Below are 13,301 nucleotides of genomic sequence, written 5' to 3'. Positions count from 1 at the left end.
GCGGTTCGAGCAGGGGAGCGAAGCGCAGCGTAAAAGACTTCGCCGCAAGGCATAACGTTCTGCCAGATGCATCGCTGTCGACATGTTCGAGCGATTCTGTCAGGGGGCGGGCGCACACTCGGTCGATGCGAACCCTGCTCGATCTGGTGTTGCCCGCCGCCTGTGCGGGCTGCGGACGTTCCGGAGCCGATTGGTGCGCCGATTGCGCCGTCACGTTGGCCGGCCCGCCGGTGCGGGTGTGGCCGCGCAACGACCCGGGCATTCCGTGCTGGGCGCTGGGGCCGTACGCAGGGCCCGCACGGCGGGCGGTGCTCGCCGCCAAGGAACGGGGACGGCGGGATCTGGCGCTGCCACTCGGAAAGGCGTTCGCGGGCGCGCTCGCCGAGCTGCGTTCGCCGGGTGTTCCGTTGGTACTGGTGCCCGCGCCGAGTCGACGCGTGGCGGCGCGGCGCCGGGGCGGCGATCCGGTGTTTCGCTCGGCGTCGGTAGCTACCCGATGGCTGCCCAACTGCAGAGTGGTGCCGGTGTTGCGAGTGGGGCAAGGGGTGCGCGATTCGGTGGGCTTGACACCCGCCGAGCGCGCTCGCAACCTGAAGGGGCGGGTGACCACGACGCGGGGCCCTGCCGCGGACTGGGGAGTACCGGCGAATGCCGAGGTAGTGCTGGTCGACGACGTGCTGACCACCGGTGCGACGGCCTTCGAGTCGGTGCGCGCGCTACAGCGCGCCGGGTTGCCGACACGTGGCGTTCTGGTTACTTGTGCTGCTTGACTCCGGGAAATTTGCGTGAACACTGGCGATCAGCCCGTCGGCGGACTAGCGTCGCGGACACACACCCGAACCGCAAGTTTGGAGGTGGCGCCTCGGACGTCTAGTGCCGAGCAATCGTCGTTCGGCACGGTTCAATCCCGCCGCACTGGAATCGGTCGGTGCGGCCAGATCCGGGAGGTACGCGTGACGACTTCTTCACGACCTTCAGTGAAAGATCCCGCCGCTTCGGTGCTGGAGCCCAGCACCCAGGAAGCACTCGAGCAACCCACTGCGGAACGACCACGAGCGCCGCGCGGCGACATCGTGGTGAAGGGCCGCAACGTCGAGGTGCCCGATCATTTTCGTATCTACGTCGCGGAAAAACTCTCCCGATTAGAACGCTTCGACCCGTCGATCTTCCTCTTCGACGTCGAGCTGTTCCACGAGCGCAACCGTCGTCAGCGCAAGAACTGTCAGCGCGTCGAAATCACCGCGCGCGGAAAGGGTCCCGTCGTGCGGGCCGAAGCCTGCGCGGACAGCTTCTACGCCGCATTCGAGTCGGTGACCGCGAAGATGGAGAGCAGGCTGCGCCGCACCAAGGACCGGCGCCGGGTGCACTACGGCGACAAGACGCCGCTGTCGGTCGCCCAGGCCACTGCCGATCTGGTGGACGACTCCCTGTTCGACCGGCTCGCCGAGTCCGGCGCCGCCCACGCGCACCAAGAGCGGGAACCGGATTACCAGGAGGGTCCCGGCCACATCGTGCGCACGAAGGAGCACGCGGCGACACCCATGTCCGTCGATGACGCCCTGTACCAAATGGAGCTCGTCGGCCACGACTTCTTCCTGTTCCAGGACAAAGAGACCGACCGGCCTTCGGTGGTCTACCGTCGTCACGCCTTCGACTACGGCCTGATCCGCCTGGCCTGACGAAACGGAAACCACCCGTCCCCACTTCTCCGGGCATTCGGCTCACCGGCCGGATGCCCGGAGATTTTCGTCGATGCGCCGTCGGCGGGCCAGCGGCGGGCCAGCGCGAGCAGCAGCCGCAGATCCGAGTCGATGTCGCCGACGGGCAGCCGCACGGGCTGGTCGAACTGCCGCGGGGTCACGGCCGCGCCGTTCGTCTTCGCGGCGATGGCCCGCACGATCTGTTCCACGTAGTCCGGCCGGCTCGTCTCCCCGGGCAGGTAGTGCCGCAGGTGCATCAGGGCGTCGCGGATCTCCACCGTCATCCGGATCAGCCGCGCTTCGGATCCGAGGGGGATGTCCGGCTCGAGCACGACCTCGGGCACGGCCGCGGTGAGATCGCGCCACAGCGGCCGCAGGCGACGGCAGTACCGTCCGGCGCGGTCCAAGCCCGCGCGGGCCCGCAGCCAGGCGAGCAGCGGCACGGCGAGCAGCGCCGCGCCGAGCGTCGAGGCGGCGAAAGTCGGTGCCGCCCAGCGCACCATGGCCGGGTCCGCGGCCGTACCAGGCGCCGCCAGCCGCACGGCGGAGACGCCCAGGCCCGCGGAACCGACGACCAGCGTCACCAGCAGGGTCGCGTAGACGATCCGTTCGGCGGCGGTGGATTCGGCCGAGCGCAATTCGCGCAGTGCCGCGCGCCAGGCCAGCCGACCGGCGGCGAGCAGCGGAAGCCACAGGATCGACCAGACCACTACCGTCGGCCAGTCCGATGCTTGCCCCAGCAGCCTGCCCTCCTGTCGCGCCGGAGTGCCGACGGCGAGGATGATCGCGCCACCCACCAGTCCGGTGAGGTCGTAGACCCGCTGCCGAGCCGATGCGGAGACCGGGTCGGCGCCCGACCACAGCCGGGCCGCACCGTACAGACCGGCCACCTCCATCAGCAGTGTGACCATCGAAAGCTGGTGCAGCAGACTGCCGATCCCCGGAGCGACGCCGCGCTCGAGCAGGACCAGCGTGGCGGTGCCCCACAGCAAGGCTCGATTGAGCAGCCGGTCGACGGCGGCGTGGTGCAGCACGATCAACCGTCCGAGGACGACCACCGCGACGAAGACGATCAGCGGTATCGCGATCGGCGCGGGGATCGGCGAGTTCACCGCCGCCGGTCGCGGAAGAACGTGCGGTGCAGCAGCGAATCGCGACGCGGTGGACGCATGGCGTGCAGCATCACCATGTCGGCGAAGGTCTCCGCGTCGCGCTCGCGCAGGGTGCCGTAGTCGGTGCGGCCGAGCACGTGGGCGATCGACTCGGGCGAGATCGAGGGCAGCAGGTCGGCGACCGCCGCCACCGTCGGCGTGCCCGCGGGCGGCTCACCGGGCCGGTGCTGCTCCGGGCCGTGCCCGAGCAACATGTGCCCGAGTTCGTGCACGATGATGTGCTCGGCATGCCATTCGGTGGTGTCCGCGCCGTAGACGATGACGTCGCTGTCCTGCTTCGCGATCCACAGGCCGCTGCCCGTGCCGCAACCGGTGCCGGCGAGCAGCGCGGTATCGATCGGCAACAGGCTGATGCTGCGACCACGGTGGGCCGCGACGGCATCGAGGTAGGTCTGCAGATTCCATGGGTGGGGTATCGGGAGGTCCCGGGTCAAGCTCCGGAACCGGGCCTGGATGGCCATGTGATCGGTCTCCTACAAAAGCTCAGTGGCCCATGTAGGGAAGCATGTTACCGACTCGGCGGCACCGATCCTTCGGTGCTCTGGATGATCCTGGCGAGCATGGCCCGATCGATATTCGAACCGCGCAGCGCGACGCTGGCGACGTTCGCGTCGCGCATGGTGGCGAGGAGTTCGAGTTCCCGGTCGATCGCGTCCGCCGCAGGTCCGCGGGTGAGCAGATAGTCGGCCGCCACGCCGAAACTGCGCGCCACCGCCGCGAGGATCTCGACATCCGCTGTGGCGCCCGCGTTCCGGTCGTCGAACTCGCCGTCGCGCAGGCGCTCCAGGTAACCGGGCGGCACCGTGCGACCGAGGGATTCGCCGATCTGCTCGGCGACGGATTCGGTGCTGCGTTCCGGTGCGTTGCGCGGATGCACGACGGAGAACAGCCGATTGATCTTGTGGCTGAGGGTCAGCTCCGTGCGATTCGATCCGTGGTCGGTCATGGCTGCCTCGTCACTCGCCGTTTCGAACCGCTGTCGTGGCCAGGTTGGCCGCCAGCCAGCGTGCGCGGAATCGGGCTTCGGTCGCTGCATCGATATCCTCCGATCGACCGGCCAGCCAGCGGCGGTACCGGCGTTCCTGTAGCTCGTCGGGGTCGCTGGACTCCGCGGGGACCGCGAGCAAGTGCGCGAAGGCCATTTCCACCAGCGGATGCAACTGCTTGCCCGGTCCACCGTTGCGTTCGAGCATGGCGGTCGCGTAGCGCGCCGACAGCTTGGAGACCACCCGGTTGAGTTCCGCGATCGCGGCGACCACCTGCGGGTCGGTGGTGCGGCCGTGCTCGACGGCGTCGTTGAGACTGCCCGATGCCGCGAGAAGGCCGGTCAGGTCGGAGATTTCGAAGCGGATCGCGTCCGGCCCCGCCACCACCGAGTCGCCCGCGCCGCGCGCGGAGTTCGCGGGTTCGTCGGCGGCGGGTACGCCGCCCGCGTAGGTGCGTGCGGCACTGCCCGGCAGCCATCGCAGCGGCGCGTCGAGCTTGTTCAGCGTCTGCATGCTGATGGTCGCTTCGCCGTCCTCGATCTTCCTGATGGTCGGCGCCGAAGGTCCCCCGAGGTCGCCGATCTGTAGCTGGGTAAGGCCGAGCTCGTCCCGGCGTTCTTTGATGATTCGCCCGAATCTCTTCTGCCGCGACAGCTCCGAAGGGCTATGCATAGTGCGTTCATGGTAAGCCGATGGGAGGCGCAAGGCAAACAAATAGAAACTATTTGGAAAGTTGGTCGAAAGTTTGTTACGGTTCTTTGCGTCGGATGACGGAGTGCATGCGACGGTTCCGGAACGGGCAGGGGCGTTCGCCGGGACGGGCGTCTCGGTCCGTCGCGCAACGGCGCGCGGCGGACCGGATCAGCGGCGGTGGAGGGGATCGTCGCTGCGTCGGGGTTCACCGTCGGCGAAGGGGGTCGACGGTGAACTTACTTTGAAGTAAGTTTGGTGGTCCCAGGCTTTCGAAAGGAAATCGCATGGCCACCAGAGCTGCTCGCCGTGCTGTGATCGTGTCCGGTGCGCGCACGCCGTTCCTGCGTGCGTTCACCGGATACACCCGGATGGACTCCATCGCGCTGGCCGACGCCGCGGTCCGTGGACTGCTGGAGCGCACCGGGCTGCCCGGCGCGGAAGTGGAGGCGATCGTGTGGGGCGGGGTCATCCTGCCCAGCGCGGCGCCGAACATCGCCCGCGAAGTCGCGTTGGACCTGGCGCTGGACCCGGGCTGTGAGGGCTACACCGTGACCAGGGCCTGCGCCTCCGGTCTGCAGGCGGTCACCTCGGCGGCGGCCGCGATCGAGCGGGGCGAATACGACGTCATGATCGCGGGCGGCAGCGATTCCACCTCCAACGCCGAGGTCAAGCTGCCGCAAAAGGTCGTGCACGCGGCGGCGCCGCTGGCGCTGGGCAAGCCGAAGCCGAAGGACTACTTGTCCGCGGTCGCGCGCTTGGCGCCGTTCACCGACCTGCTACCGAGCAGGCCCAAGATCGCCGAGCGCACCACCGGCGAGGTGATGGGCGAGTCGGCCGAGAAGATGGCTCGTATCCACGGCGTGAGCCGCGCGGACCAGGACGAGTTCGCCGCCCGCTCGCATCACCGCGCGGCGGCCGCCATCGACTCCGGCCGGTTCGATGACGAGGTGCTGCGGATCCGCACGCCCGAAGACGCGGAGATCCGGCGCGACGGTCTGGTGCGCGGCGACACCAGCGTCGCGAAACTGGCCGCGCTGAAACCGGTTTTCGCCGCCGACGGCAGCGTGACCGCTGGCAACGCCAGCCCGCTCACCGACGGTGCCGCCGCGGTGCTGCTGATGAGCGAAGAGAAAGCGCACGCCCTCGGATATCGGCCGCTGGCGGCGTTCCGGTCGTGGAGCTACGTGAGCGTCGACCCGGCCGATCAGGTGCTCATCGGGCCGGCCATCTCGATGCCACGCGCGCTGGAGAAAGCCGGAATGTCCTTGGCCGACGTCGATCTCGTGGATATCCACGAGGCCTTCGCCGCCCAGACATTGGCGGTGCTTACCGCACTGGCCAGCGACGAATGGGCCAAGACCAGGCTGGATCGCGATACCGCCGTCGGCGAGGTGGACGTCGACAAGCTGAACGTGCACGGCGGCTCGATCTCGCTCGGTCACCCGTTCGGCGCCACCGGGGCGCGCATGGTGACCACCATGGCCAACGAACTGACTCGCACGGGCAAGAACGCGGCCCTGCTCGGTATCTGCGCCGCGGGCGGCATCGGCGCATCGGCGGTGCTCGAACGCGTCTGAGGCGACTATAAGTGGCCCTGCCGGAGCCTCTCTCAGGCCTTGCCTGTGAAGCCCCGGCGCTTGCGCCCCTCGTCCGCGAGGATGCGCAGACAGGTCTGGTGCTTGGTCTCGCCGGGGACGCCTTCTCGACGCAGGCGCAACGTCGCCTGTGCCAGATCGATGCCCAGCTCGCTGGACAGCCGAACAGCATCGACATTGGCCATTGCACAAACCTCCTGGAACCGACGAAAACCACGATGAAGCGCACTGCGTAAGTGACAGTTTCGCCCTTGTCGTACCCAGTGGGGATCCGATTGAAGCATGAACGATCCGCACATTTGGGTAACGATGCGCGGAAGGTCAGCCCCGATAGGTCTCGCGGTGCACCGCGTCCGTGAGGGGTCTGCCCGCGCGCCAGCCGAAGCGCTCCAGATCCGGAATGCGCTGGAACTCGCGCACCGGCCCGACGCACAGCCAGGCGACCGTGCGGACGCCCTCCGGGAGGCCGATCAGATCGGACAGGAAACCGGGATCGTAGAACGACACCCACCCCACGCCGATGCCTTCGGCGGTGGCGGCCAGCCAAAGGTTCTGGATGGCGAGAACCGCGGAGTAGATACCGGTTTCGGGCACCGTGGCCCGGCCGAGCACCTGCGGCCCGCCGCGATCGTGGTCGTAGCAGACCACGATCCCGGTGCCGCTCTCCGAAATGCCCTCGATCTTGATCGGCTCGAAGGTGGCGGCGCGCTCGGGTGGCAGCGCGTCGCGGAACTCGATGCGCTTCTGTGCCACGTGATCGGCGAACTCGCGCAGCGTCGCCGGCTCGCGGACCACCACGAAATCCCAGGGCTGCGAATTCCCGACGCTCGGCGCCCGGTGCGCGGCATCCAGCAGCCGCCACAGTGTCGCATCGTCGACGAGTTCGCCGGTGAACTCCGCGCGTACGTCACGACGGCGCCGGATGGCCTCGTAGACGCTCAGAACTTCAGCATGCACCGCCCGAGTCAATCAAACCCGGCGAACTCGCCGCACACGGCGTGGGCTCCTGCGTCGCCGACCGACCGCGGCGTGGCGGGAGTGGAAGTCAGCGTGCCGCGGACACGCGGCGCCGGGCCAGCCGCCGCCGTCCCCCGGCGAGCGCGGTGCGCAGACCGCGGCGGCGGCCCGTCACCGGATCGATGGAGGCGGCGGTGTTGCCCCCGAACTTGCGTTCCGAGGCGGTCTCGGGCGCATCGTCGGCGGTGGCCCGCAGGTACTTGTTCGGCAACGCCAGTTTGAGGATGGTGCGCCACGCCTTGAAGTACTGCACCGGCAGCGAGCCGGTGGTGTAGGGCAGGTCGTACTTGTCGGCCAGCTCGCGCACCCGCACGGCGATGTCGGCGTACCGGTTGCTCGGCAGATCGGGGAACAGGTGGTGTTCGATCTGGTGGCTCAGATTGCCGGTCATGAAGTGCATGACCGGGCCGCCGGAGATGTTGGCGCTGCCGAGCATCTGGCGCAGGTACCACTGGCCGTGCGTTTCGCCGTCGATGTCGGCCTTGGTGAACTTCTCCGCCCCGTCTGGGAAGTGCCCGCAGAAGATCACCGCGTTGGACCAGATGTTGCGGATCGCGTTCGCGGCCAGGTTGGCCGTCAGCGTGGAGAAGAACGCGGGACCGGTGAGGGCGGGGAAGACCACGTAATCCTTGAGGACCTGCTTGCCCATCTTGGTGAGCGCCTCGTCGCGCTTGCGCTCGAACTCGGCCCGTTCGGGGGAACCGGGCTTGTACCGGCCCGCCACCAGTTTGCCCAGCTCCAGGTGCTGGATGGCGACGCCGTACTCGAAGAACAGCTGCAACAGCAGGTTGTAGACCGGGTTGCCCAGGTTGAACGGCTTCCAGCGCTGGTCGCGGGTCACCCGCAGCAGGCCGTAGCCGATGTCGTCGTCCATGCCGAGCACGTTGGTGTACTTGTGATGTAGGTAGTTGTGGGTGTGCTTCCAGTGCTTGGCCGCGCCGGTGTTGTCCCACTCCCACGAGCTGGAGTGGATCTCCGGATCGTTCATCCAGTCCCACTGCCCGTGCATGACGTTGTGCCCGATCTCCATGTTCTCGATGATCTTGGCGGTGGCGAGCAGTGCGACGCCTGCCAGCCACGCGGGGCGCTTCGGGCTCGCGAAGAGCACCGAACGGCCGCTGATCTCGAGAACGCGCTGCAACCGGATGACGTTGCGGATGTACTTCGCGTCGCGTGCGCCGCGCGAGGCTTCGATTTCCCGCCGGATCGCGTCGAATTCCGCGCCGAGTGCTTCCACGTCGGCCTCGGTGAGGTGCGCGTATTCCTTGACATCCGAGATCGCCATGCGGGTTACTTTACCGTAAGTTACGAAACCGTAGGTTGCGAGGTGCGTCGCACGGATGTGTCAAATACCTTATTGCGATCCCGGCTGTCGAATGGTAAGTTAGCGCGCCCTGCCCGGAAAGCGAAAACGCCTGTCCCGCTTCGCTTTTTCGCGCAGCGCCGCTTGTTCATGACGGGCCCGTTCCTGGAACGCGAGCTTGGCCTCGCGCAGCACCTGCCGCTCGTGTTCGGCCTTCTCCTGTAGGGCCGCCTTGGCCTCGCGGAGCATCTCCTTCTCCTGCCGCGCCTTCTCCCGCAGCGCGATCTTCGCCTCGTGCAGCGCCGAACGCAGGCCGCGCCGCTCGCCGGTCTCCGGATCGACGCGCAGCCAGTGCGTGGACTCCGCGCCGAGCGACGGCAGCGTGATACCGGCGAACTTGCGCTCCGAGGAGGTCTCCGGCGCGTTGTCGGCGGTGGCCTTGAGGAACCGGTCCGGCAGGGCCAGCTTGTGGATCGTGCGGAAGGCCAGCAGGTACTGCTTGCCCAGCGACCCGGTGGTGTAGGGCAGGTCGTACTTGTCGCACAGCTCGCGGACCCGTACCGCGATCTCCTGATACCGGTTGCTCGGCAGGTCGGGGAACAGATGATGCTCGATCTGGTAGCAGAGGTTGCCGCTCATGAACGCCATGGCGGGCCCCGCTTCGAAGTTCGCGCTGCCGAGCATCTGGCGCAGATACCACTCGCCGCTGGTCTCGTTCTCCAGCTGTTCGACGGTGAACTTCTCCGCGCCGTCGGGGAAGTGCCCGCAGAAGATCACCGCGTACGCCCACAGATTGCGCACCAGGTTCGCCATCGCGTTGGCCTTCAGCGTGTGCTTGAACGCCGGACCCGTCAGCGCGGGATGGATGAGGTAGTCCTTGGCCACCTGACGGCAGATCTTGCGGGCGAACTCCACGTTCGGACCGGAGGCGACCTCCCAGCGCGGGGTGTCCGACAGCTCCTTGTCGATGCTCCAGTCGTGCAGCGCGATGCCCCACTCGAAGGTCGCGGCGAGCAGCAGGTTCGCCAGCGGCTGCACCAGATGGATCGGCCGCCACTGCTCGTCCCGGGTCATCCGGAGGATGCCGAAACCGAGGTCCTCGTCCTTGCCCAGCACATTCGTGTAGGTGTGGTGGGAGTAGTTGTGCGCCCGGCGCCACTGCGCGGAGGGGCCGGTCATATCCCACTCCCACGAACTGGAGTGGATCTCCGGGTCGTTCATCCAGTCCCATTGCCCGTGGCTGACGTTGTGCCCGAGCTCCATGTTCTCGATGATCTTGGCCACCGACAGCATCGCGGTGCCTGCCAGCCAGGCCCAGCGGTTGCGGCTGCCGAACAGCACCGCCCGGGCGGCTACCTCGAGACCGCGTTGCGCCGCGATGGTGCGCCGGATGTACTTCGCGTCGCGCTCGCCGCGCGACAGCTCCACCGAACGCCGGATGGAATCGAGTTCCTGCCCCAGTGTCTCGATATCGGCCGCCGTGAGATGCGCGAACGCCTTGATGTCGGTGATGGCCACCGGGGTCCTTTCCCTACTCGATACACCTCGAGGGTACCTGCCGGACTAGACGTCCAGGGTGCAGTCGCCCGCCGCCGCCGAGATGCAGGTCTGCACCTTGTCGCCTTCGCGGCGCTCCTCACCGTTGCGCAGGTCGCGCGCGTGTCCGGAACTCAAGGTGACCACGCAGGTCTGGCAGATGCCCATCCGGCAGCCGAACGGCATCTGAACACCGGCGGACTCACCGGCCTCGAGCAGGCTGGTCGCGCCGTCGGCATCGACGCTGCGACCGGTCTTGCCGAAGGTGACCGTGCCGCCCGCACCGACCGCGGAGCGTTCGATCTCGAAGCGCTCCACGTGCAGCCGGTCCGACAGCCCCGCGTCGCGCCAGTGGTTCTCGATCTCGTCGAGCATTCCGGCCGGGCCGCACGCCCAGGTCTGGCGTTCGCGCCAGTCGGGGATCTCGGTGTCGAGATCGGCGAGGGCGAATTTGCCCCGCTCGGCGGTGAGATGCAGGCGGGTGTCGAAGCCGGGATTGCGGTCGCGCAGCGCGCCCAGCTCCGCGCCGAACATCACGTCGTCGGAAGTGCGCGCGGAGTGCAGGTGCACCACGTCGGTGAACACCTCGCGGCGGTCCATCGCGCGCAGCATGGCGATCACCGGCGTGACGCCGCTGCCCGCGGTGAGGAACAGCACCTTCTCCGGCGGCGGGGACGGCAGTACGAAACCGCCCTGCGGGGCGGCGAGCCGGACGACGGTGCCGACCGGCACGCCGCTGACCAGGTGGCTGGACAGGAAGCCTTCCGGCATCGCCTTCACGGCGATGGAGATCAGCCGCTTGCCGCCGTGGCCGGGGTCGGACCAATTCGGCGGACAGGTCAGCGAATACGAGCGCCAATGCCAGCGGCCGTCCACCAGGATGCCGATGCCGATGTACTGGCCGGGCTGGTATTTGAAGTCGAAGCCCCATCCCGGCTGGATCACCAGCGTCGCGGAATCGGCGGTCTCCTTGCGTACCTCGACGATGCGTCCCCGCAGCTCGCGAGCCGACCACAGCGGGTTGGCCAGGTGCAGGTAGTCGTCGGGCAGCAGCGGTGTGGTCACGCGCGCAAGGGCTCCGCGCAGCACGTTCAGCTTGCCGCCGCGCTCGGCGACGCTCGCGGCGGGCGCCTCCAGCCACGCACGGACGCTTCGCACGGAGCTCCCAATTTTCGAACCCATCGCTGCCGTTGGTCTCCCTGTCGTCGGATGCGCGGGCCGCCGTCTCGCCGATCGGAGGCCTCGCCAGCAAGGTTACGGCATCGTAGGTTACGGCGGCAGGTCAGTGGGGCGCCCGCCGCGGCGATTCAGAGGAGCTCGAGCAGAAACGGCAGCTCTTGGGCCGCGTACCAGGCCAATTGATGGTCCTCGGCGTCGCCGAGGACGAACTCGGCGTCGGTGTCGCCGAGATCGGCCGCGTCCACCACGTCGACGGCCTTGGCAACCTGTGGTTCGGCGTCGGCCAGGTCGACGTGCACCGAGGCGATCTGCTGGTAGCCGATCGGGCCCGCCAGCCGGACCACCGCGTCGTCGAGGTCGGGCCGCAGCTTCGCGCCGGTCACGTCGGCGGCGATCACCGCACGGCGGTAAACCGGGTTACCGCCCGCCGCCGGCGCGGCCTCGTCGTCGGAGTCCTCCGATCCGATCGCCTCGCGTTCGGCGGCCAGCAGTCGCAGCGAGGCGCGCGCGGCCTCGTTCATGGCGACTTCGCCGAGTTCCTCGTCGTCGCCGGAGGCGTAGGCCTCGCGCAGCGCGGGCGTCACCGCGAACGCGGTCCCGCCGACGGGGGCCAGCTCACGGTTGCCGACCAGATCGCGCAGCATCGGCACCGTGGCCGGGATGTAGACCCGCAGCTTCTTCTGATCAGACGCAGGCACCGAGCATCTCCTCCATGGAATCGCGCACCGCCGTGGCGAGCACGCCGATGTCGGCCATCGCGTCGCGGTCGGCGTTGAGACCGTAGAAGACACGCCCGTCGTAGGACGTGATCCCGATACTCGACGCCTGATTGCGCAGCAGTGGCGACACCGGGTACATCTCCAGCATCCGCGCGCCGCCGATGTACATCGGCGCCTGCGGACCCGGCGCGTTGGTGATCACCAGATTGAACGTGTGTTCTGCGAACGTACTCGCCGCTCGCACACTCATCGCATGCAGGCTGGCCGGAGCGAAACCGGCCAGGTGCACGAGCGTACGCGCGCGGACGCCGCGCCGCTGACGACCGTTGAGTTCGGAGGCGTGCGCGATGTGCGACAACCGCATCACCGGGTTCGGTTCGCCCACCGGCAGATCGATCAGGAACGACGACACCTCGCTCGCCGAGTGCGTCTGGTCGCCCTCGTTTCCCTCGACGTACACCGACATCGGCACCACAGCTCGCAGCGTGGTGGACTCGGTGAGCGCTTCCCCGCGCGACAGCAGCCAGTTGCGCAGAGCGCCGGTGACCACGGCGAGGATGGCGTCGTTGGTCGAGCAGCCGAACCGCTTGCGGATCGTCCGGTAATCCGCCAGGTCGGTGCGCACCACGTCGAAGCGCCGGTTTCGCGAGGTACGCGTGTTCAGGGGGCTGGCGGGCGCACCCGTCGCCGCGGTGCGCACGGCGGCGACCACCGACTCGACCGCCTTGCCCGCCGTCCCGACCACCGCGAACGCGCCCGCGCTCGCCTCCCGGGCGACCTCGAGGGCTTTGCGCGGCTGTGCGGCGAGGTGTGCGAGCGCCCCGACCAGCAGTTCCATCTCACCGGGTTCGCGCGGCGCGATCCAGTCGTCGCCGGCCAGTTCGCGGGGAGCGGGCCCCGCGTCGAGGATCACATGGCCGATCTCGAGCGCGGTGTCCCCGTCCACCAGGGCGGAATGCGTCTTGGTGAAGATGGCGCAGCGGCCGTCGGACAGCCGTTCGATCAGGTACATCTCCCACAGCGGCCGGGCCGGGTCCAAGGGGTGGGAGACGAGGCGGGCGACCAGGTCGTGCAGCTGTTCGTCGGTGCCGGGACCGGGCAGCGCCGAACGCCTGATGTGGTAGGTGATGTCGAAACGGCTGTCCTCGACCCAGACCGGCCGCCCCAGCGACAGCGGGATCTCCCGCACTTTGCGCCGGTATCTGGGTACCAGCGAGAGCCTGCTCTCGACGAGATCGACCAACCGGTCGTAGTCCAGGATCGGCGCGCCCGAGCTGTCGCCGGGATCGCTGTTCCGCACGATCGCGAGAGAGCCGATATGGATCGGGTTGCTACTCGACTCGAGCCGGTAGAAGGCCGTGTCTTGCGGCGTCAGTCTCGTGATCACGCTGCCCGGTACTC

At 68.3% G+C, this 13,301-nt stretch carries 14 protein-coding genes; 3 read left to right on the top strand and 11 right to left on the bottom strand.

Annotated elements, in window-relative coordinates; translation table 11 throughout:
• Window positions 1-125: 125 nt before the first annotated feature.
• On the top strand, window positions 126-770 hold the full coding sequence (locus ACIA5H_RS21415; protein WP_397077144.1) for a ComF family protein: 645 nt from the start codon (window positions 126-128) through the stop codon (window positions 768-770).
• Window positions 771-1,070: 300 nt separating this feature from the next.
• Window positions 1,071-1,679, top strand: coding sequence for a ribosome hibernation-promoting factor, HPF/YfiA family (gene hpf, locus ACIA5H_RS21410; protein ID WP_379254973.1), 609 nt, complete (start codon window positions 1,071-1,073; stop codon window positions 1,677-1,679).
• Here the strand turns inward: hpf and ACIA5H_RS21405 are convergent.
• The 4 genes from ACIA5H_RS21405 to ACIA5H_RS21390 are packed head-to-tail and all read right to left on the bottom strand — an operon-like array spanning window position 1,655 to window position 4,530.
• Window positions 1,655-2,812 (bottom strand): MAB_1171c family putative transporter, encoded by a 1,158-nt coding sequence (locus ACIA5H_RS21405; protein ID WP_397077143.1) that lies wholly within the window; start codon window positions 2,810-2,812, stop codon window positions 1,655-1,657. The two genes, hpf and ACIA5H_RS21405, sit on opposite strands and share 25 nt — an antisense overlap.
• Window positions 2,809-3,333 carry a hypothetical protein gene (locus ACIA5H_RS21400; RefSeq protein ID WP_355077130.1) on the bottom strand — a complete coding sequence of 175 codons (525 nt, stop codon included), beginning with the start codon at window positions 3,331-3,333 and terminating at the stop codon, window positions 2,809-2,811. Before ACIA5H_RS21400 ends, ACIA5H_RS21405 begins: the two co-directional genes overlap by 4 nt.
• Before the next feature lie 47 nt (window positions 3,334-3,380).
• Window positions 3,381-3,818, bottom strand: coding sequence for a hypothetical protein (locus ACIA5H_RS21395; RefSeq protein ID WP_379254927.1), 438 nt, complete (start codon window positions 3,816-3,818; stop codon window positions 3,381-3,383).
• A 10-nt stretch (window positions 3,819-3,828) separates the two neighbouring features.
• The gene (locus tag ACIA5H_RS21390) at window positions 3,829-4,530 is read right to left on the bottom strand and encodes a helix-turn-helix transcriptional regulator (RefSeq protein WP_355077127.1); all 702 of its coding nucleotides are present in this window, start codon (window positions 4,528-4,530) and stop codon (window positions 3,829-3,831) included.
• 305 nt (window positions 4,531-4,835) lie between these two features.
• On the opposite strand from ACIA5H_RS21390, the gene ACIA5H_RS21385 reads away from it, so the two are divergent.
• Entirely contained in the window at window positions 4,836-6,128 is a 1,293-nt protein-coding gene (locus ACIA5H_RS21385; RefSeq protein WP_364432462.1) for an acetyl-CoA C-acyltransferase, read from the top strand.
• A 32-nt stretch (window positions 6,129-6,160) separates the two neighbouring features.
• On the opposite strand, the gene ACIA5H_RS21380 is transcribed toward ACIA5H_RS21385, so the two are convergent.
• The 7 genes from ACIA5H_RS21380 to ACIA5H_RS21350 all read right to left on the bottom strand — a co-directional run bounded on the left by ACIA5H_RS21380 (window position 6,161) and on the right by ACIA5H_RS21350 (window position 13,287).
• On the bottom strand, window positions 6,161-6,331 hold the full coding sequence (locus tag ACIA5H_RS21380) for a hypothetical protein (RefSeq protein WP_356967360.1): 171 nt from the start codon (window positions 6,329-6,331) through the stop codon (window positions 6,161-6,163).
• 136 nt (window positions 6,332-6,467) lie between these two features.
• The gene (gene bluB, locus ACIA5H_RS21375) at window positions 6,468-7,088 is read right to left on the bottom strand and encodes a 5,6-dimethylbenzimidazole synthase (RefSeq protein ID WP_356967412.1); all 621 of its coding nucleotides are present in this window, start codon (window positions 7,086-7,088) and stop codon (window positions 6,468-6,470) included.
• Between the two features lie 103 nt (window positions 7,089-7,191).
• Window positions 7,192-8,448, bottom strand: a complete 1,257-nt coding sequence (locus ACIA5H_RS21370) for a fatty acid desaturase family protein (protein ID WP_397077142.1) — start codon at window positions 8,446-8,448, stop codon at window positions 7,192-7,194.
• A 99-nt stretch (window positions 8,449-8,547) separates the two neighbouring features.
• Complete coding sequence (locus ACIA5H_RS21365) at window positions 8,548-9,984, bottom strand: fatty acid desaturase (protein ID WP_379254932.1); 1,437 nt, start codon at window positions 9,982-9,984, stop codon at window positions 8,548-8,550.
• Between the two features lie 45 nt (window positions 9,985-10,029).
• The gene (locus ACIA5H_RS21360; protein ID WP_397077141.1) at window positions 10,030-11,184 is read right to left on the bottom strand and encodes a ferredoxin reductase; all 1,155 of its coding nucleotides are present in this window, start codon (window positions 11,182-11,184) and stop codon (window positions 10,030-10,032) included.
• A gap of 125 nt (window positions 11,185-11,309) precedes the next feature.
• The gene (locus tag ACIA5H_RS21355; protein WP_379254974.1) at window positions 11,310-11,855 is read right to left on the bottom strand and encodes a DUF6912 family protein; all 546 of its coding nucleotides are present in this window, start codon (window positions 11,853-11,855) and stop codon (window positions 11,310-11,312) included.
• A gap of 10 nt (window positions 11,856-11,865) precedes the next feature.
• A complete protein-coding gene (locus ACIA5H_RS21350; RefSeq protein ID WP_397077140.1) occupies window positions 11,866-13,287 on the bottom strand; it encodes a wax ester/triacylglycerol synthase family O-acyltransferase in 1,422 nt (473 codons plus the stop codon).
• Between the last annotated feature and the right edge of the window lie 14 nt (window positions 13,288-13,301).

Origin of the sequence: Nocardia sp. NPDC051900, assembly GCF_044452545.1 — a bacterium.
Taxonomy (GTDB): domain Bacteria; phylum Actinomycetota; class Actinomycetes; order Mycobacteriales; family Mycobacteriaceae; genus Nocardia; species Nocardia sichangensis.
Note: the sequence above shows the minus strand (reverse complement) of the source record. Positions and strands in the feature narration are given on the sequence as shown.